18 protein-coding genes are annotated in these 20,311 nt (G+C 32.0%); 15 read left to right on the forward strand and 3 right to left on the reverse strand.

Going from position 1 to position 20,311, the window contains the following annotated elements; all coding sequences use genetic code 11:
- The first annotated feature begins 297 nt into the window (after positions 1 to 297).
- Together greA and EHE19_RS03980 are read left to right on the forward strand one after the other, a co-directional pair.
- The gene (greA, locus tag EHE19_RS03975) at positions 298 to 762 is read left to right on the forward strand and encodes a transcription elongation factor GreA (protein WP_137697997.1); all 465 of its coding nucleotides are present in this window, start codon (positions 298 to 300) and stop codon (positions 760 to 762) included.
- A 185-nt stretch (positions 763 to 947) separates the two neighbouring features.
- Positions 948 to 1,673 (forward strand): thioesterase II family protein, encoded by a 726-nt coding sequence (locus tag EHE19_RS03980; protein ID WP_137697998.1) that lies wholly within the window; start codon positions 948 to 950, stop codon positions 1,671 to 1,673.
- A 166-nt stretch (positions 1,674 to 1,839) separates the two neighbouring features.
- Here the strand turns inward: EHE19_RS03980 and EHE19_RS03985 are convergent, their stop codons facing one another.
- The gene (locus tag EHE19_RS03985) at positions 1,840 to 2,529 is read right to left on the reverse strand and encodes a 4'-phosphopantetheinyl transferase family protein (RefSeq protein ID WP_137697999.1); all 690 of its coding nucleotides are present in this window, start codon (positions 2,527 to 2,529) and stop codon (positions 1,840 to 1,842) included.
- Between the two features lie 398 nt (positions 2,530 to 2,927).
- On the opposite strand from EHE19_RS03985, the gene EHE19_RS03990 reads away from it, so the two are divergent.
- Positions 2,928 to 4,139 (forward strand): Fic family protein, encoded by a 1,212-nt coding sequence (locus EHE19_RS03990; protein WP_171003595.1) that lies wholly within the window; start codon positions 2,928 to 2,930, stop codon positions 4,137 to 4,139.
- Between the two features lie 179 nt (positions 4,140 to 4,318).
- Here the strand turns inward: EHE19_RS03990 and EHE19_RS03995 are convergent, their stop codons facing one another.
- A complete protein-coding gene (locus EHE19_RS03995) occupies positions 4,319 to 5,623 on the reverse strand; it encodes an Nramp family divalent metal transporter (RefSeq protein ID WP_137698001.1) in 1,305 nt (434 codons plus the stop codon).
- 307 nt (positions 5,624 to 5,930) lie between these two features.
- Positions 5,931 to 6,413, reverse strand: a complete 483-nt coding sequence (locus EHE19_RS04000; RefSeq protein WP_137698088.1) for a metal-dependent transcriptional regulator — start codon at positions 6,411 to 6,413, stop codon at positions 5,931 to 5,933.
- Positions 6,414 to 6,956: 543 nt separating this feature from the next.
- On the opposite strand from EHE19_RS04000, the gene EHE19_RS04005 reads away from it, so the two are divergent.
- From EHE19_RS04005 to tig, 12 genes are all read left to right on the forward strand, one after another.
- Positions 6,957 to 8,141 carry an amidohydrolase gene (locus tag EHE19_RS04005; RefSeq protein WP_137698002.1) on the forward strand — a complete coding sequence of 395 codons (1,185 nt, stop codon included), beginning with the start codon at positions 6,957 to 6,959 and terminating at the stop codon, positions 8,139 to 8,141.
- Positions 8,142 to 8,346: 205 nt separating this feature from the next.
- Positions 8,347 to 8,805, forward strand: coding sequence for a tRNA (adenosine(37)-N6)-threonylcarbamoyltransferase complex ATPase subunit type 1 TsaE (gene tsaE, locus EHE19_RS04010; protein ID WP_137698003.1), 459 nt, complete (start codon positions 8,347 to 8,349; stop codon positions 8,803 to 8,805).
- Between the two features lie 176 nt (positions 8,806 to 8,981).
- On the forward strand, positions 8,982 to 9,701 hold the full coding sequence (gene tsaB / locus EHE19_RS04015) for a tRNA (adenosine(37)-N6)-threonylcarbamoyltransferase complex dimerization subunit type 1 TsaB (RefSeq protein WP_137698004.1): 720 nt from the start codon (positions 8,982 to 8,984) through the stop codon (positions 9,699 to 9,701).
- Positions 9,694 to 10,146, forward strand: a complete 453-nt coding sequence (rimI, locus tag EHE19_RS04020; RefSeq protein WP_137698005.1) for a ribosomal protein S18-alanine N-acetyltransferase — start codon at positions 9,694 to 9,696, stop codon at positions 10,144 to 10,146. The genes tsaB and rimI overlap by 8 nt, the downstream gene beginning before the upstream one ends.
- 389 nt (positions 10,147 to 10,535) lie before the next feature.
- A complete protein-coding gene (locus EHE19_RS04025) occupies positions 10,536 to 12,941 on the forward strand; it encodes a Lon protease family protein (RefSeq protein ID WP_137698006.1) in 2,406 nt (801 codons plus the stop codon).
- 332 nt (positions 12,942 to 13,273) lie between these two features.
- On the forward strand, positions 13,274 to 13,828 hold the full coding sequence (locus EHE19_RS04030; protein WP_137698007.1) for an RNA polymerase sigma factor: 555 nt from the start codon (positions 13,274 to 13,276) through the stop codon (positions 13,826 to 13,828).
- Positions 13,825 to 14,388, forward strand: coding sequence for an anti-sigma factor family protein (locus EHE19_RS04035; RefSeq protein ID WP_137698008.1), 564 nt, complete (start codon positions 13,825 to 13,827; stop codon positions 14,386 to 14,388). Before EHE19_RS04030 ends, EHE19_RS04035 begins: the two co-directional genes overlap by 4 nt.
- Positions 14,385 to 15,296, forward strand: coding sequence for a hypothetical protein (locus EHE19_RS04040; protein WP_137698009.1), 912 nt, complete (start codon positions 14,385 to 14,387; stop codon positions 15,294 to 15,296). The genes EHE19_RS04035 and EHE19_RS04040 overlap by 4 nt, the downstream gene beginning before the upstream one ends.
- A 408-nt stretch (positions 15,297 to 15,704) precedes the next feature.
- Entirely contained in the window at positions 15,705 to 15,962 is a 258-nt protein-coding gene (locus EHE19_RS04045; protein ID WP_137698010.1) for an HPr family phosphocarrier protein, read from the forward strand.
- Positions 15,963 to 16,105: 143 nt separating this feature from the next.
- Positions 16,106 to 17,953: an excinuclease ABC subunit UvrC gene (uvrC, locus tag EHE19_RS04050; RefSeq protein ID WP_137698011.1), complete on the forward strand. Its 1,848-nt coding sequence runs from the start codon at positions 16,106 to 16,108 to the stop codon at positions 17,951 to 17,953.
- A gap of 28 nt (positions 17,954 to 17,981) precedes the next feature.
- Positions 17,982 to 18,689, forward strand: a complete 708-nt coding sequence (locus EHE19_RS04055) for a metallophosphoesterase (protein ID WP_137698012.1) — start codon at positions 17,982 to 17,984, stop codon at positions 18,687 to 18,689.
- 301 nt (positions 18,690 to 18,990) lie between these two features.
- Positions 18,991 to 20,277, forward strand: a complete 1,287-nt coding sequence (tig, locus tag EHE19_RS04060) for a trigger factor (RefSeq protein WP_137698013.1) — start codon at positions 18,991 to 18,993, stop codon at positions 20,275 to 20,277.
- Positions 20,278 to 20,311 lie beyond the last annotated feature (34 nt).

The raw sequence follows: 20,311 nt of genomic DNA on the forward strand, positions 1-20,311 counted from the left end.
AATATGGAAGAATTCATTGAATTTTGCTTATCGAAAGCATAAAATGTATTAAGATAACTTTGATAATAAAATTGATTGTCCAATTTAAGGTACATAAAGGTAATAATGAATAAACGTTCAGAGTATTTTTGATTATAATTCAATTAGAGAAAGAGGCTAGTTGTTATTAAGATGGACAACCATAAAGATTGATTATTTTAATGGTAGTAATATTGCATAAGAGAATATTATTCACTATAGAAGTATATAGCCGTATATTTATATAGGTATAGATTATTTGGGAGGTTACAAGAATTTATGAGCCATATTCTTACAGAAGAAAATATTCAAAAATTGAGAGAAGAACTGGATTATAGGATGAATGTTAAAAGGAATGAGATAGCTAGAGAAAAGTTGATTGCCGCTGAACATGGAGATAGATCAGAAAATGCAGAATACAAAGAAGCCTGTGAAAGATTTAATGCAAACGATGATAGAATTCAGCAGCTAATGACCATTATTTCAACAGCTACAGTGATAGATGATAAAAATACAGATAAGACTAAGCTTGGAATAAATACAAAGGCTAGAATAAAATTTATTGAAGATAATGAAGAAGATATTATAACGTTGGTTACTACTATGGATGCAGATGTAAAGAAAATGCACATAAGTATAGAAGCAGACTTGGGTAAGGCTTTATACGGTAAAAAAGTTGGAGATTTGGTTGAAGTTAATGCTCCTAGCGGTAAATATTTTGTTGAAGTATTAGAAATTTTATAATATTATTTTTGGGATTATAAATTTCACGTTTTTTATAATATTACAAAATAGGTTATTGTGGTACAGATTTATTAAGTTTATGAAGATGGGTTATATATATTTGAGGAAGCACTTAGGAGTAAAACATTTCCTATAGTTGTTTCATTACTTTTTGTTGAATAAAACGAAAGGAATGTTAGCTAAAAGTGAGTAAAATTAAATTATTTTGCTTACCACATGCGGGTGGTTCGGCAGCAATATATTATAAATGGAAGAAATATATAGATAGCAATATAGAGGTAACTCCATTAGAATTAGCTGGCAGAGGCCGACGCATTAGTGAAAGCTTTTATGAAAGTATACTCAGTGCAGTTGATGGTATGTATAATACTATAAAACCAATAATTAGGGACTGCGATTATGCGTTCTATGGCCATAGCATGGGAACTATAATAGCTTTTGAGTTATGTCGCAAAATTATGGATACAAATGAAAGACAGCCCTTACATTTATTTGTTTCAGGCAGATATCCTCCAAGCATTAAGAGAGCAGAAAGATATCTAAGCAGATTACCTGATAATATGTTTTTAGAGGAAATTTGCAAACTAGGAGGAACAAGTGATGAACTCATTAAAAATAAAGAATTATGCGACATATTTGTTCCAATTTTAAAAGCTGACTATAGGATTATTGAAGAATATAAATACATAGACTGTGACAAAAAGTTTAATTATGGAATTACAGTTTTTAATGGTAAGGCAGATCCTGAAGTTTTCTATAATGAAGTGAAGGAATGGGAGAAACACACCTTGCTACAATGCCCAATATATGAATTTGAAGGAGATCACTTTTTTATAAATGATAAAATTCCAGAAATTGCAGAAATTATTAACAGTACGATAGATTGTATAATATCAAAAAGTACTTATTGATATAGGCTTTACATAATATTTATGTGAAAAGCGATTTTTACTAAAGCCAATTAACGGAATATAGCAGGACTTGTGATATTGTATTATTCCAAAAGCATAAAATGACCAGAAGTTTTATGGTTGAGTGATATTTATTAATGCTAAATAGATAGCCTTATACACTTATTCACAGAGTTTTGCATGCTTCGTTATAGAATTCTTTTACATCAAAAACAATTTTTTTATAAGAATCAATATTTTTGGCGCAAACTGCAAAAAAGGTGCTTTCGTCAAGGGAGAAATGAAGCAGAGAATAATCTATAAGGGCTTCATTTGAATTGACGATAGCACTTTTTTCAACGCTTATTGTAAAGGAGTCGAGAGGAATTGAAAGTCCTTTGCCTACTGCTTTTATATAGCTTTCCTTCAATGTCCACAGCTTATAGAAATATGCTCGTTTTTGATCATCAGGCTGTTTTTGAAGTTCATCATATTCATTTTTCGAAAAAAATCTTTTAGCTATGTCAAATCCTATATTTTTAATTACCTCCACATCGATACCGACGGGATAATCACTTACTGCACAAGCTACCCATTTTCCAGAATGAGAGATGTTAAAATGAAAATTATTCTGACTTGATAGAAATGGCTTTCCATATTCATTTTTATCAAAAGTAATATCGGAATTTTTTATATTTAAGCCTTTACAGATTGCGTATCTTGATAATACATTGCCGATAAGTGCTCTTTGTGAATCTTCAAAATGATAAAATCTATGTATTTGGGCTTTTTTATCTTCAGACACATAGCAGAGCAGAGTATCAAAAGCTTCTTTATCTAAATTATTTTCAAGATTAACCATATATATTTCAAGCAAAGTAAGTCCTCCTAAACATATTTATCTACTGTACTTTAAATAGTTTCATGCTTAGACTTATTAAATCATAGAATAAATAGAATTTAAATGCAATACCTTATTAGTGCCTTTGGCTTTTTGAATGATTTATAGTAAGCATATTGTATTGTGCTTTTGATTTTTTAGTTCAAATACTTATGGAGATAATGCTTAAAGATTTTTGATTTCAATTGTCAAATATTGATAATTTGTAAATAAGACAATCAATAACAGATGAAATGGAATAATATTATTTCAAGAAATAGTGACATGGAATATAGAATATCGTTGATATTCTTATCAAAATTGTTGACAAATGATAAGGAAATGTATTATCTTATAGATAAGATATTATAATATATAAAAAATGAGGCGGTATGATGAACTACGAACTATTATCATCAATTTATTATAAAAATCGTGAACAGTACGATAAAATATATCAGCAGAGATTTAATAGTGAAGCTAGCTATAAATTGCCTATTAATTTAAATGACTATAAAGCTTTTTTTATAGTTACCAATGAGTTGTGCACAAAAATAGAAAGCATCTATTTAAAAAACATGCAATTAGAGAATGTTTGTAAGCAGCTTCCAGGTGTAGCTATGAATAAATATATCTTAAAAAATTTAGTAGATGAAATCATGCTTACTAATGATATTGAGGGTATTTATAGTACAAGAAAGGAAATAACAGATGCATTAAATAATAATACTAGCAATAAACATGCTAGATTTATAGGGATTGTCAAAAAATATGAGAAATTAATTTCTAATGATGTTTTATCTTTAAATAATTGTGAAGATATAAGAAAATTATACGATGATATTGCATTAGATGAAATTGATAAAAATGATTTACCAGATGGGGCCATATTTAGAAAAAGTGAAGTTTCGGTTTATTCTGCAACTGATAAAGAAAAGCATAAAGGTATATATCCTGAGAACAGTTTAATAGATTTTATGACTAAGTCGCTAGAAGTCTTAAAAGATAATAATATTGCCTTTTTAATTAGGATATGTATATTTCATTATCTATTTGGCTATGCGCATCCGTTTTATGACGGGAATGGTAGAGTTAGCAGGTATATCAGTAGTTACTTATTAAATAATCATTTAAATATACTAGTTGCTTTAAGAATATCTTATACAATAAAAAATAATAAAAGTTCTTATTACAAGGCATTTGATGATTGTAATAATAAAAAGAATAAGGGAGATATTACGCCATTTATATTAATGTTTTTAAATGTTATAGAAAATTCACTAATAAGTTTAATAGAAAAGTTATCTGAAGCATTAGAAAAACTGTGCTTTTATGATAGTATGCTTAGAGATGAAATATTTAGTTTATTTAACATATTGCATAAAAGAATTATATATATTCTTATACAAAATGCTTTGTTTGCAGATGAGGGTATGGACATAGATGAACTAACAAAAGAGACTGAAAAAGGTAATACATTGATTAGACAGAATATAAAAGAACTTCAGCAAAAAGGTATCCCAATCGTAATAACAAGAAGTGGGAAAAAACTATTATATAGTATAGATTTAGAGCGATTTGAATTGCTAGGTAATGAAATTTCTTAAATAAGTTTGTGGTAAGGCACAATAAAAATTTCTTCTGGTTAGTGATTTAATTCTTAACCAGTAACCAGAAGGAAGAATTTAATTATTATAGATAAAAAATTCTTTTCACATTTAATAAAAATATCATTTAAAACTTATTATAGACGATTATAAAGCTGAAATCATTTTATTTTATGGACTTATACGCCCCCAGTAAATGTAAGAAACAGCAATATAGCATTTGCAGCAATAATTATGCTTGTGATAATAGCCCCTACAACATTTGTCAAAGGTTTATTGACTAAAGCACCCATCAAATCCTTACGTTTTGTGATAATTAACATAGGAATTATTGCAACAGGAAGGATAAAGCTTAATATGACTTGGCTAATTATCAGAGCCTGCATAGGATTTATACCAATTAGAATAATAATCATTGCTGGCAGCATGGTAACAATTCTTGTTACATTATCGCTTACCTTTAATCCAACAAAGCCTTGCATTATAGTAGTTCCTGCCATAGTTCCTACAATTGAAGAGGATAGTCCGGAAGCAATTAATGCTAACCCAAAAGCTCCACTTGAAGCGGCTCCTAAAAGTGGTGACAGTGATTGGTGAGCTTGCTCTATAGTTTCAACCACTAAGCCATTTCGATAGAATACGGCAGCAGATACAATAACCATAGAAGCATTAATGATAAAAGCTATATTCATTGCAATGGTTATGTCAAGCCTTTCCATTTTCAGGTGCTGTTTTTTTGCTACATCTGAAGTGTGAGTATTTCTTTCTTGAACCAGCTGTGAGTGTAAAAAAATAACATGTGGCATTACGGTAGCACCTAGCATACCAACAGCAATCATTACAGCTTCGCCATTAGGAAGTGATGGAATCAAGGCGTGCAGTCCTGCAGACGCCCAGTCAGGCTTTGCCAAGAAAACCTCTAAGGTATAGGCTATACAGATTACTGCAACTAATAGTGAAATTAGTGCTTCTAGCACTCTCTGACCATATTTGCCCAAGTATATTATTAGAAAAGTAACACTTGCAGTAATTATTCCAGCGATAGGCATAGGTATATGAAAAAGTAGATAAAGTCCAAGAGTGCATCCAAGAAATTCTGCAAGATTTGTAGCCATTGCTGCTAGTTCAGCAACAATCCAAAAACACCAATTAGTTTTCCGTGAAAAAACTTTTCCGCACATTTGCGGTAAATTATACCCAGTTGCAATACCCAGCTTTGCTGAAAGAAATTGCAAAAAGATTGCCATTAGATTACTCCATAGAATTACCCAAATCAGATTATAGTTAAACTTGGAACCTCCGCTGATATTTGTTGCAAAGTTACCCGGGTCTATGTAAGCGACACTTACTATAAAGGCAGGCCCTAAAAAACGAAGAGCATTTCTAAACTTATTAAATTTTACTTTGGGATTATTTATATTTTTTACAGCAGACAAGGAGGGTTCTTGTGCATCTGCACTTGTTATATAGTTTTTTTCCAACAATTGATAACACCTCAGCAGTTTTATACTCCGCTAACAACTTTAGCTTAGCCTAAATTGATTTACCTAATCTAAAATATGTGATGTTATTATAATGTGTTACAACTCAATATTATTTAATTTTAATTTATTATTTTATGGATGCTAAAACAGTAATATAAGGATATGAAATGCGGTGAGCCATTATAGGAAAACATTATGCAGAGTATAGGTAAATGTTAATCCCATTTATATAAGTTGTACGTAAGTAAAAGCATAAAAGGTATAAGCAGATTATCTGCAACCTTAATTCATTTGATAACATAGAATATTAATCGCTATTGTTTGAATTTGAAAATTCGTTGTACTTTTTAACTATTTCAGGGTTTTGACTAAGAAAACTATTAAAAAGCGAAATTTTTGACAGAGTGTTAGCCGAAATATAATGTTCAATTAGTTCGGTTTCAACAAGTATATTATCTGTAACACCTAAATTCTTTAAAAATGCTTCTATTAAGTTATGACGTTCTAATAAAAATTTACCTATTTCACGTCCATTTTCAGTTAAAAAAATAATTCCATATTTTTTATAATCAAGCAAACCTAGTTTAGTAAGCTTTTGAACCATTTTTGTAGCTGATGGAGCGGAAACATTAAGAAGTTCAGAAATAGTGTTTATACGCATATAGCCATCAGTAAGACTATTTCTGTATATCATTTCAAGGTAGTCTTCCATTCCGGAGGTTAGAAGATTTTTATTTTGAGATAGTAGTTGGTAACCACGAACAGTGTGAAACTTTGATATTTCTTCTATGTAAATCACTACCTTTAAAATTTTTTTGATGACTCTATAAAAAGTATATTCTTAAACAGGTTTTTAATAGTACCATTTTTATATTAAAATTAACGCTATGCTAATTATTTTTTACATATATTCTTTTGCTTTTATTTTTACTGCTTTTATTGATATAATATAACGAGGCAATTAAATGTCATCCACTTCTATGAGTTGTGGATACCACTATGGTTTTCAGGCAGTGAGAATATCTCTTGCTTCGATGAAATGCCGCTGAATGTAATGAAATTTTTCCACAATCGAAAAATTTCATTTTGAATCTAGGCATCATAACTAGGCAAGAAAATGTCCCACACTTCTATAAGTGGCGGGTACCGCTTTGGCTTTCAGGCGGTAAGAATTTTTTCTGCTCTGCTTACACGCCTCTGAATCCTAGTGAGATTTTTTCAATAAACGATAAATTTCATTTTGAATCTAGGCGTTTAATAAAAATGGACTGGCTTTAAAGGATTAGAATAACAATGCTTTGATTCTTAAATGTGTTATGTGGAGGAAATATTGATGCTGCTAATTTACAATGGAAGAATAATAACAATGACTGATATAGACTTTGAAAATGGATATATACTAATAGATAATGGCAAAATAATTGCTATTGGTCAGGATATAAAAGAAGTTGAAAATATGCTTCAGCGTGATGTATTGCAGATAGATGCTAAGGGAGGATATGTTCTTCCAGGTTTGATTGATGCACATTGTCACATAGGAATGTGGGAAGATGCAGTAGGGTTTGAGGGAGATGACGGGAATGAGTCTACAGACCCTGTAATGCCTCATTTAAGAGCAATTGATGCTATTTATCATGCTGACAGAGCTTTTGTTGAGGCATATGAAAATGGGGTTACAACTGTGGTAACAGGTCCCGGTAGTGCAAATGTAATTGGTGGACAGTTTGCAGCTCTAAAAACTTATGGACGCTATGTGGATGAAATGATTATTAAACATCCTGTAGCAATGAAGGTTGCATTTGGAGAAAATCCTAAGACTATATATAATGAAAAACATCAGGCTCCAATGACAAGAATGGCGACAGCGGCTATTCTTAGAGAAAGCTTATTTGAGGCTAAGGAATACAAAGAGCGTTTGAAAAGCTTTATGAGTAATCCTGATGAATATGAGAAGCCAGATTTTGATTTTAAGAAGGATTCACTTGTACAGGTGCTTAATAAAGAAATACCGCTTAAGGCACATGTTCATAGAGCTGATGACATAATGACAGCTGTTAGAATAGCAAAGGAGTTTGATGTCAATATCACTTTAGATCATTGTACAGAAGGCTATTTGATTAAAGAGGTACTGGCGGAAACAGGCTTGCCTGTGATTATTGGGCCACTTATTACAGATAGATCAAAAATAGAACTCAAAAACCAAAATTTAGAGACACCAGGAATTTTATCAAAGTTAGGCATTAAGGTTGCTATTATGACAGATCATCCTTGTGTGCCAGCGCAATATTTATGTCTTTGTGCGGCTATTGCTGCCAGAGAGGGTATGGATGAGAAGGAAGCTATGAAGGCAATAACAATAAATGCAGCTGAGATTATAGGAATAAATGACAGGGTTGGCTCTATTGAAATAGGGAAGGATGCAGACATAGTAATATTTGATGGACATCCTTTTGAGTTAAAGACAAAGGTACAGAAAACAATAATAAATGGAAATATTATATACGAAAATCTTGAATAATAAGTATACGCTAACATAGTGCATATTAGAGTATCAATAAACCACAAGAGGTTTGCGCCAGTGCAGAGTATTATAATGCTATAAAGCTATAAATGTCTTTTTGCACAGATTTACGTGTGTGCAAATATATTTTAAGCTGCTTGAATATAAAGTTTGTCGAACAAACGCTTTTTTAAGTTAGAGTCGGCATGGAGGTTAGTTTATAATGATTAAAATTGAAACACATTCCTTTGAGGAAACAGTTGATTTTGGCAAAAAATTAGGATATCTATTGAATAGTGGTGATATAATATGCTTATCAGGTGATTTGGGAACAGGAAAAACAGCGCTTACAAATGGAATAGCCAAGTCACTTGGGATAACTTCATATATAACAAGCCCAACCTTTACACTTGTTAATGAATATGAAGGAAGGCTTCCGCTATATCATTTTGATGTTTATAGAATAGCCGATTCTGACGAAATGTTTGATATAGGGTTTGAAGAATACATTAATGGTCAGGGTGTTACAATAGTTGAGTGGGGAGAGCAGATAGAAGATATACTCCCAAGAGAATTAATTAGAATAAAAATTACTAAAAATCTTAATAAAGGTATTGATGTGAGAGAAATAGCTATTGAATTTATTGGGGACAGATACTCTGGATATGAGAGTAAGCTGTAAAAACTCAAAAATAGCTTTGTTAAAACATGGTGCCATATCGTACTACAATAAATACAAGTGGCTTTTGCCAGCGTTGGTAGAGTAGGTTGTCAAAAAGGAGGATACCTATGAAAATCTTATGTTCTCTACCGATAGGTTCATTATAATTTCGCCGAAAGTAGGCGTGGGAGGTTAGTATGCGAATACTTGCAGTAGATACATCCACTAATGTTGCTTCTGTCGCAATATTAGAAGATGATATAATAATAGGGGAATATACTTGCAACAAGGGGAAAACACATTCACAGAAGCTTATGCCAATGATTCAGTGTTTGTTGGAAAAAGTGAATCTTAGTGCTGCGGACATGGATGTATTTGCGGCATCTATTGGACCAGGTTCATTTACAGGTCTTAGGATTGGTGTAACAACAATTAAGGCTATGGCGTTTGCAGCCGAAAAACCAGTAATAAGTGTTTATACGCTAGATGCTCTAGCTTATAATGTGCAAATGTCAAAGGCACTGCTATGTCCAATTATTGATGCAAGGAATAGTCAGGTTTTTACTGCAATATATAGATTTGTTGATGGAAAGCTTAAAAGACTCACAGATTATTTGGGGATACATATAAATGAATTAGTGGAGATTATTCGCCCAATGGAAGGCGAGGTTATTTTTTTGGGAGATGCTAGCGGTTTGCATAAAGATTATTTTACTGCAGAGTTAGGTGAGAGAATAAGTATAGCACCTCCTAATTTTGCACAGGCAAGTGCTTCTTCAGTAGCATTGCTGGCACGAGATTTGCATTTAGAAGGAAAAGCAGAAAGTTGTTTTGATATGGTACCTTTTTATCTTAGAAAGTCTCAGGCAGAACGTGAACGAGAAATAAATGAAAAAAGGATAACTCAAAATGATTGACAAAATTGAAGTAGTTGAAATGGGATTGGAGCATCTAGATGATGTAATGATAATAGAAAGCCTGAGCTTTAAGATACCTTGGTCAAGAAGTTCATTTATAGAAGAACTAGTTGATAATAAGCTTGCCTTTTACTTTGCAGCAGTTTCAGGAGGCAGGGTTATAGGGTATGGTGGTGTATGGAAGATATTTGATGAAGGGCATATAACAAATATTGCCGTGCATCCAGAGTTCAGACGTTGCGGAGCAGCTTCTGCAATAATGGAAAGAATTCTTTATATGTGCAATGAAAATGAGATAAAGAGTCTTACTCTTGAGGTACGCAAAAGCAATATTGCAGCACAAAAATTGTATGAAAAGTATGGCTTTAAAGCTGAAGGTATCCGGAAAAGATACTATTCAGATAATAATGAGGACGCATTAATTATGTGGAGACATAATAACTAAATAAACTTTCGCACATAAGAACTATCGGTGCGTGAGGCTTATCAATGGTTTGTTGCCGAAATAATTTATTAAATTGGTAATTGCTAGTACTAGCAATTGTTCTGCTCAGCGTATAAGCCGTCGTACACTTTCACCATTCATTGCTTATGGTGTGCAAACCCGACAATCTTGTCGCTTTGCGGCATAGAAGCTTAGAACTTACTTAACAATTGCAAAGGTACACGAATACTATCTTAATACTAAATACTTGTATTCATACAGCACGGCTTTTTTGCTATTTAATTTATGCAATTATTTCTAACCAAACTTTCCATTTATAAGTTTCTTACACCTACAATTTTTACCTGCGTTAGTTAGCAACTAATAAATAACATTACCGGAGGGCATATATGTCTATACCAAGGGAACTAACTTATCAGGAATTAGAAAATAAATGTGATACAGCTTCCTTTCCTTTCAGCAATACCTCAAAGCTAGGTACATATGAAGGAATAATTGGGCAGGAAAGAGCTGCTAAAGCTATGAAATTTGGCTTAAAAATGAAAACAAGAGGCTACAATATCTATATGGCAGGTCCTACAGGAACTGGAAAAACCAGCTTTGCAAGACAACTGGTGAATGAAATTGCAATAAATCAAAAAGTACCTGATGATTGGTGCTATATTTATAATTTCAATAAACCAAATCAACCTATGGCAATAAATCTTCCAGCTGGAATGGGAAAAGTATTTCAAAAGGATATGGAAGAATTTGTAAAAACAATAAAGCAAGAGATTGTAAATGCCTTTGATAATGAGAAGTATGAAAAAGAGAAAGAAGAAATTTTAGATGAATATGAGTCTACAAGGGATGAACTGCTTGCAAAGCTAAGTCAGGATGCTGAAGCACAAGGATTTAAGGTTAATACAGGAAGTTCAGGCATTTACTTTTTACCAATAATAGAAGGTAAAACATTAAGTGAAGAGGAATTTGAGAATTTAGATGATGACATAAAAGACCAAATAGATGAAAAGACAAATATTCTACAACAGGACACATTGGAAATAATCCGAAAACTAAAAAATAATGAAAAAGAGACTAAAAAGAAAGTTGCTGAGTGGGAAAGCAGGATAGCATTACTGGCAATAGGAGTTCAGGTTAATGATCTGAAGGAAAAGTATAGTAAATATTCTGACATCGTTGACTATCTGGAAAATATTCAACAGGATATACTCAACAATCTGGATGAATTTAAAGAAGAAGAAATTAGTGAGGAACAACCTCAACTTATTATCCCATGGATGCAAAAGGAAGAAACACCTTTGCACAAATATAAAGTAAATGTTTTAGTTGATAATAGCAATTTAAAAGGTGCACCAGTAATTGTTGATTTTAACCCGTCATATTCCAATTTAATTGGTAAAATAGAGTACGAAAATGAATTTGGATCAGTTTCAACTGACTATACAAAAATAAAGCCTGGATTATTTCATTTAGCTAATGGTGGATATATGATACTTCAAGCAAAAGATGTATTGAGTAATCCACAGGCATACGAAGCAATTACTAGAGTACTTAAGACTAAGAAAATAACCATAGAAAATATGAAGGATCAGACAGGTGTGGTGACTGTATCTGCCATTAAGCCACAGTCAATCCCTGTAGATATTAAGGTTATCTTAGTTGGAAGTTCTTCAATCTACCATCTGCTTTATGAATATGAAGAGGAATTCAGAAAGCTGTTTAAGGTAAAGGCAGATTTTGATGAGGAAATGGAAAAAAGTAATGAAAATATATTAAAGCTTGCCTCTTTTATAGGTGGCTTTTGCAAAAAGGAAAATACTCTTCATTTTGATAAATCAGGTGTTGCAAGTGTTGTTGAGTATGCTTCATGGCTTGTTGAAGATCAAAGGAAAATGTCAACAAGGTTTAATGACATTTGTGAAATATTATGTGAAGCATGTATGTGGGCTGAATGTGATAATGCAAAGTATGTAAAGGCTAAGCATGTAAAGCAGGCAATTAAAGAAAAAAATTATAGAAATGACAGGCTGGATAAAAAGCTGTTAGATATGTTAAACGAAGGTACCCTAATGATTGACACGGATGGCAGAGAGGTTGGACAGATTAATGGTTTGACTGTTATGGATATGGGAGACTATTCTTTTGGTAAACCAGCTAGAATCACAGCTTCTACTTATATTGGAGAAAGTGGAATTGTGAATATCGAAAGAGAAGTTGAACTAAGCGGAACATCTCACAGTAAGGGCGTTTTGATATTAAATGGCTATATTGGTCAAAAATATGCACAGGATTTTCCGCTGTCATTATCAGCAAGCCTGTGTTTTGAACAATTATATGGGGGTATTGACGGAGATAGTGCCTCAAGTGCAGAGTTATATGCTATATTATCAAGTCTTTCAGAGGTACCACTAAAACAATATATCGCCGTTACAGGTTCGGTTAATCAAAAGGGAGAAATTCAGCCTGTAGGTGGAGTAACACATAAAATCGAAGGCTTTTTTGAACTGTGCAAGCTTAGAGGGTTAAATGGTAAACAGGGGGTTATAATACCATATCAAAATATTAAAAATCTTGTATTAAATGACGATGTTGTAAATGCTGTTCGCAAAAAGCAGTTTCATATTTATCCAGTAAAAACAATAGATGAAGGAATTGAACTGCTGACAGATATGGAGGCTGGAGTTAAGGGCGCTGATGGCAAATATAAAGAAGGAACAATAAATTATTTGGTTAGCAAAAAATTGGAGCGATTTGCATTAGCAGTACTTAATTCTGGAAACCACAAAAAATAATATATTTTATCACTACTCAAACTACTAACTGCTAATTGTTATTTATTAATCAGACAAATAATAAATTATAGCGTACTTAAATATATAACGAGGCAAGAAAATGATCCCCTACTTCTATAAGTGTAGGGAACCGCTCTGGTTTTCAGATGGTGAGAATATTTCCTGCCTCGATGAAATACCGATAATGTAATAAAATTTTTCTACAACTGCGAATTTTGTTATATCCAGTTGTTATAAAATTTGCGTATTCTGCTCATTATGAAATTAAACTTGATTATACTTGTGCAGAATTAAACTAATAGCAGTTTATGAGTTAGGGGGTGTATCGAGCATTGACCAAGACAGATGAAGAACTGGTGTCTCTATGTTTGAATGGCGATACTAGTGCTTTTGAAGAAATTGTCAGTAGGTATAAAAAGTTAGTATACAGTGTAGTTTACAAAATGATACCTGATAGAGAAGAAGTGAATGACGTATCTCAAGAGGTTTTTATCAGAATTTATAGATCTCTTGATAAATATAATCCAGAATACAAAATGTCAACATGGATTGTAAAAATAACTACTAACCTTTGCTTAGATACTCTTAGAAAGAAAAAGCAGGATACCGTTTCTCTAGACGATGCTATTGGAGTTTCAAGCAGTATAGATACACCCGAAGAGGCGTTGATAAAAGATCAAAGAACGCAGCTAATAAAAAATGCAATTGATGAATTGCCACAAAAATATAAAATTTTAATAACACTATTTCATAGTAATGGTTTGTCGTATGAAGAAATGACAAAGGTACTTAATGAGCCAATGTCAATAATAAAGAACAGACTTTATAGAGCAAGGCTTATGCTTAAGGGAAAACTTGATAGTGCAAGAAAGGAGGAGGTATTATGAAATGCGTTGATTCTCAAAATTTTATTATGAAATTTTTTGATAAAGAACTAAATGATATTGAAGAGGCACAACTAAAACAACATCTAAAGAATTGTAAGAATTGTTCTGAAGAATTTAATAGTTTAAAAGAAATATTTGATATAGTTGAGCAAGATTCTGGCATTGAACCTCCTGAAGATTTTGAATTTCAAGTTATGAGCCGTATAACAAAAGAAGAGAAAATTTACAAAAAGACGATGGATAATAATCTATTTGTGTATAATATCCTATTAGTTACAGTATCACTGATTTTTGTTATATTTTTTGCTGGAGCACTTTGGGAGGTTTTAAAAACTCCTATTAATTTAATACAAATCATGAACAGATTTGTTGATTCTTCTAAAGATTTAATTTTATCTGCTATAAGTATGTTTAGAGGTATTGTAATTGCTATATTGAGTGTTGCAGCATCAATATATAAGACTTATTTTTTCGAATACATTGCACTAGGTTTTCTATTACTCATAACGCAAGGATTGTTTTTTAAAATGGTTAGACGGAGTAATGGAGGGTCACAATGAGGAAAATATCAAAGGCTATAATAATTACTCTCATTCTTTTGTTATCTGTACCATTTATAGTCTCAGCTAAACAAAGTGATATAACTACAGGTAATCTTGTCATATTTGAAGATAGGATAGTAGACAATATAAGTAGTGGAAATGTGACTGTAGTGAGTGGCAATGCTGATATTCGCACAAATGTCAGTGGAAGTATAATAGTTGTTTTTGGAAAGGCAACTATTAATGGAAATGTCAGCGGTGATGTTATTTCTTTATTTGGTGAATTGGATGTTCTGGACAATACCATAATAAAGGGTAATTTAGTCTCAATAGGTAAGCTGAAAGCAAGTGATTTGATTTCAGTATTAGGAACAAAATTGTCAATTGATTTTGATATTATTTCGTTATTCAAATCAAATGGTATTATTATTAATACATTTATTTTGCTTGCACTATTCTCGTTAGCTATAGGGCTTATTTTAATTAGTATATTTACTAAAAGATATAGAAGTATGGCGTACTCTATGAAATCCGGAAATGCTAGAAGATTAGTATTGGGTTTGTTATTTTTTATTAGTGCTACTATAGTCTTAGTGTTCCTAATATTTTTGATTATTGTTCCAATAACTTATGTTTTACTTGTTATATTTGCTGAAATTGTAGTAGGTATATATATTGGAAGATTAATATTTAAGAATAATAATGAAAAATCAACAATATTTATAGAGTTTTTTGTAGGACACATTATAGCTAGCATTTTTAAAATAGTACCTCTGATTTTATTGCCCGAAGGTTCATATTTTGCATTGATGATATATGGAATAGCATTGTTAGTAATTGAATTTGTAATGGCGTCTTTTGGAATAGGAACAATAATAGATACTGGTTTCGGTAAAAATATTAAGACAGTACAAAAAAGCAAATAATATTTAGAGATGATAGGTTCAATACTTGAGATAAACGAGGTATACCGCTTTGGCTTCTAGTTGGTGAGGAATTCCTTGCCTCGCATACATACCGCTGGTGTAATAAAATTTTCTGTGATCTAAAAATCTTATTATGAATCTAGGTATTATTACAAGAGAAAAAGAGTCCCTCACTTACACAAGTATTGAGAACAATTTGATTTTACCGGCAGTGAGAATATTTCCTGCCTCATTTACACCGTCCATGTAATAAAGCTTTTCTTTGATTGAAGAGTTAATGAAGATTTAATGAAGAGTTAAATTTTGACTCTAGGTGTTATAATATTCACAGGATTTGATTTATATGGACTATTTTTGGTATAATAGAAAATATATATTCTCAAGTATAGAAATTGGGGGAACATAGAAATGATTTCAAATAAAGTTGTTATTAACTGTCCATCAGGATTGAATTCTAAAGCAGCGGCTTTGCTTGTACAAAAGGTATCTAAGTTTAGTTCAAATATCTGGTTGGAAAAGGGAGAAAGAAGAGCAAATGCAAAGAGCTTGTTAGGATTACTTTCACTGGGGGTTGAGAGACAAGCAACAATAAATATAATAGTTGATGGTGAAGATGAAGAAAAAGCCTCAAAAGAAATTGAAGAATATTTTTTGGCAGGTTTCTAATCCAATAGATTAATTATATTATAGGCTTAAAATTAGCTGTGGTTTATTATAAATCACAGCGCTTTTAAAATAGGCTGATTTTTAATGTAAAGCTGTAGTTAGACTAGTAATAAAGCTTTTATTGAATTTATGAGGTGAATTGTTTGTTTGATATCCAAGAAGAACTAAAAAAATTACCAGATAAGCCTGGCGTATATATAATGAAGGATGCTAATGGTATTGTTATATATGTTGGAAAGGCAGTAGTACTAAAAAACAGGGTAAGGCAATATTTCCATCAATCTGCAAATCATCCTCCTAAGGTTCAAGCAATGGTAGCAAAAATTAGCGAATTTGAATATATTATTACAGACTCTGAAGTTGAAGCTTTAATGCTTGAATGTAACTTAATAAAAAAGTATAAACCAAAATATAATATTTTATTAAAAGATGATAAGCATTATCCTTATATAAAAGTTACTATGAACGAAGAATATCCTCGGATACTTAAAACAAGACGAGTTGAAAAGGATGGGGCTAAATACTTTGGACCATATTCAAGTGGCTTTGCAGTAAATGATGCAATAGACACTTTGAAAAAATTATTTCCGATAAAAACCTGTAATAGAAAATTGCCCAATGACATTGGTAAGTTTCGTCCCTGTTTGAATTATCACTTGAAAAAATGTCTTGGGCCATGTCAGGGTGAAGTTAACAAAAATGAATACCATGAAATGATGAGAAAGATTTGCTCCTTTTTGAGTGGTCAATATGATGAAATACTCAATGATTTAAAAGCTCAAATGGAGGAGGCTGCTGAACAGCTTGAGTTTGAAAAGGCAGCGCAAATTAGAAATAAAATATCAAGTATGACTCAGCTGTCAGAAAAACAAAAAGTTCTTTCTACAGATGGGCAGGATAGAGATGTAATTGGTTTTTCAAGAGATGCTACTGATTTATGTATTCAGGTTTTTTTTGTAAGGAATGGACGAGTTATTGGTAGGGAACATTATATTTTTGAAGGTGAAGGTGATGAAGAAATAGGATACTCCCTTTCAACCTTTATAAAACAGTTTTATAATAATGTTCAGTTTATACCATCAGAAATAGTAATTCAAAATGAAATTGAAGATAGTGAGACAATATCACAGTGGCTTACTGAAAAAAGGGGACACAAGGTAAGCATAAGAGTTCCTGTAAGAGGAGAGTTAGTCAGACTGGTTAAAATGGTATCACAGAATGCGGAAGTTTCCTTAAAGCTTTTTAAAGATAGACTAAAAAGAGTGGATAATGTCAATGAAGAGGGTATTAATCAATTAATGAAGCTTCTTGAATTAGAGCAGAGGCCAAGGAGAATTGAAGCATATGACATATCAAATACAGGTTCTTCCGAAATAGTTGCTTCAATGGTTGTTTTTATTGATGGAAAGCCAGCTAGACAGGAGTACAGAAAGTTCAAAATGAAATCAGTTGAGCAGCAAAATGATTATGCCAGCATGCAGGAAACATTATATAGAAGGTTATCACGTGCTAAAAAAGAAAAGGAAGAAAACATAGAAAAGCCTAAATTTTCTGACTTACCTGACTTAATTTTAGTAGATGGAGGCTTTGGACATGTCAGTGCTGCTCAACAAATAGCAGATGAGTTTGAATATAGACTTGTAATAGCAGGTATGGCAAAGGATAGCAGGCATCGCACAAAATCCCTTGTATACAACGGTAAGGAGTATGAATTGTCAGCATATATGCCTTTGCTTAGATTAATTACAGAAATACAAGATGAAACTCACAGAGTAGCTGTTGATTATAATAGGACGCTAAGGGCTAAAAGATACACTCATTCTGAACTGGATGAAATAGAGGGGGTAGGAGAAACCAGAAAAAAGGCACTACTAAAGCACTTTAAGTCTTTGGCGGCAATAAAAAAAGCGGATATTGCTCAGCTTATGGAAGTTCAGGGAATAAATGAAAAGGTTGCAATAAAAATATATAATTATTTTAGAAACAAATGACTTGTTAAGGAATAGGTGCGTAAACTTTATGTCAATTTTCGCAATAGCAGACTTACACTTAGCATTGGGAATAGATAAACCAATGGACATTTTTGGCGGCAGATGGTCAAATTATATGGAGAAGCTTAGAAAAAACTGGATAAGTGTTGTTAGGGACGAGGACAGTGTAATAATTCCGGGGGATATTTCTTGGGCTACTTATATTGAAAATGCCTATGAAGACTTTGAATATATTGAAACTTTACCTGGAAAGAAGATTATTTCCAAAGGTAATCACGATTACTGGTGGACAACAGCTTCAAAATTAAACAAATATTTAGAAGAAAACAAATTTATGACTATTTCTTTTATGCATAACAATGCATTTAGTATTGAAGATATTGCTATATGTGGTACTAGAGGCTGGAAATGCCCGGGCGAGGATGATTTTAAAAAAGATGATGAAAAAATATATAAAAGAGAGGTTGCAAGGCTAGAATTGTCAATAAAATCAGCTCAAGCAATTAATCATAAGAAAAAGTTTGTTTTTATGCATTATCCGCCAGTGACTACAAAAAGTCAAACCTCGGGCTTTATTGATATAATGAAACAACATGGTATCACAGATTGCTTTTATGGTCACTTGCATGGCGAAGGAATAAAAGGAGCAATTGAGGGTGATTATGATGGGATTAAACTGAAGCTTGTATCGGCGGATCATCTCGATTTTATGCCTGTTATGATATACGAAAAGTAATAATATATATAATGTATAATAAATGCAATACTGATTATAACATTATGGTAATTGAGTTTAGCATATATGGCAAAAAGAGGTTATGCAAACTATTTATTTTGTCGATAATAAGAGTATATAATGGCTTGAAATATCATTTTTATATGGTATAATTGAATGGTTAATTTTTTATAATTGATAATATTTTCTGATTTTATAGTTAGAAAAATTAAATTCAGCTAGAAACTAGCGATTTAGAGTTATATATATTGCTGAGATAAAATTAATAAATAAAACTAAATACTGGGAGGAAGTTTACAAAATGAACGTAAAAATGGAAGATATCGAAAAGAATGTTGTTCAGCTTGAGATAGAAGTTGATGCAGCTAAATTTGAAGAAGGTATGCAAAAATCTTTTGCTAAAAATGCTTCAAAATTTAATGTTCCTGGCTTTAGAAAAGGTAAAGCTCCAAGACATATTGTTGAACGTTATTATGGGGAACAGGTATTGTACGATGATGCTATTAACATAGTATGTTCCGAGGCATATGACCAAGCCGTTGATGAAAAAAATATACATCCAGTGGATAGACCGGAAATAGACATAATACAAATAGGCAATAAACAAAACTTGATATTTACTGCTAAAGTAACAGTTAAACCTGAGGTTGAACTAGGTGCATACATGGGAATAGAAGTAAAGAAGGCAGAAGCTGTTGTAACTGATGAAGATGTTGAAAAAGAGTTACAAAAGGTTGTAGAGAAGAATTCTAGATTAATTTCTGTTTCTGATAGACCAGTACAAAACGGAGATACTGCAATAATTGATTTTGAAGGCTTTATTGATGGTGTTCCTTTTGAAGGTGGAAAAGGTACAGATTATAATTTGGTAATTGGCTCAGGAACTTTTATTCCAGGATTTGAAGACCAATTAATTGGAAAAAATGTTGGCGAAGAAGTTGATGTCAATGTTAGTTTCCCAGAAGATTATGGCAAGGAAGAACTTAGTGGTAAACCTGCATTGTTTAAGGTAACTATTAAGGAAATAAAATTCAAAGAATTGCCTACTGTAGATGATGAATTTGTTAAGGATATAAGCGAGTTTGACACTCTTGATGAATATAAAGCTGATTTGAGAAATAAATTAGAAGAAAATGCAAAACATAAAGCTGAACACGAAGATGAGAATAATGTTATAAAACAGATTACAGATAATGCAACTGTTGATATACCAGAGGTTATGGTACAAAATCAGATTGATGCTATGGTTAAAGATTTTGACATGAGACTTCGTTATCAGGGCTTAGAATTAAGAAAATACTTGGAAATAATGGGCATGGATTATGAAGGCTTCAGAGGACAATTTGCACAAAGAGCTGAGAATGAAGTTAAGGTACAATTAGTTGTTGAAAAAATATGCCAAGTAGAAGATGTTAAAGCTACTGATGAAGATGCTGATGCAGAAATTCAAAAGATGGCTGAAGCTTATAAGCAATCAGCTGAAGACCTCAAGAAAACATTAAGACCTGAAGATATGGATTATATTAAAAAGGATATAGCTTTCAGAAAAACAATAAAATTATTGGTTGATAATGCTAAGTTTATATAACTTAATATTATATATCAAGGGGAAATAGGTAATA

Source organism: Ruminiclostridium herbifermentans, assembly GCF_005473905.2.
Lineage (GTDB): Bacteria > Bacillota > Clostridia > Acetivibrionales > DSM-1351 > Ruminiclostridium > Ruminiclostridium herbifermentans.

Bases quoted from the DNA above. Each gene is read 5' to 3' on its own strand.
- EHE19_RS04005 (WP_137698002.1), top strand. From the start codon at position 6,957: ATGCTGCTAATTTACAATGGAAGAATAATAACAATGACTGATATAGAC.
- rimI (WP_137698005.1), top strand. From the start codon at position 9,694: ATGATTGACAAAATTGAAGTAGTTGAAATGGGATTGGAGCATCTAGAT.
- greA (WP_137697997.1), top strand. From the start codon at position 298: ATGAGCCATATTCTTACAGAAGAAAATATTCAAAAATTGAGAGAAGAA.
- EHE19_RS04035 (WP_137698008.1), top strand. From the start codon at position 13,825: ATGAAATGCGTTGATTCTCAAAATTTTATTATGAAATTTTTTGATAAA.
- tsaE (WP_137698003.1), top strand. From the start codon at position 8,347: ATGATTAAAATTGAAACACATTCCTTTGAGGAAACAGTTGATTTTGGC.
- EHE19_RS04025 (WP_137698006.1), top strand. From the start codon at position 10,536: ATGTCTATACCAAGGGAACTAACTTATCAGGAATTAGAAAATAAATGT.
- EHE19_RS03990 (WP_171003595.1), top strand. From the start codon at position 2,928: ATGAACTACGAACTATTATCATCAATTTATTATAAAAATCGTGAACAG.
- EHE19_RS04040 (WP_137698009.1), top strand. From the start codon at position 14,385: ATGAGGAAAATATCAAAGGCTATAATAATTACTCTCATTCTTTTGTTA.
- tig (WP_137698013.1), top strand. From the start codon at position 18,991: ATGAACGTAAAAATGGAAGATATCGAAAAGAATGTTGTTCAGCTTGAG.
- EHE19_RS04045 (WP_137698010.1), top strand. From the start codon at position 15,705: ATGATTTCAAATAAAGTTGTTATTAACTGTCCATCAGGATTGAATTCT.
- tsaB (WP_137698004.1), top strand. From the start codon at position 8,982: ATGCGAATACTTGCAGTAGATACATCCACTAATGTTGCTTCTGTCGCA.
- EHE19_RS04055 (WP_137698012.1), top strand. From the start codon at position 17,982: ATGTCAATTTTCGCAATAGCAGACTTACACTTAGCATTGGGAATAGAT.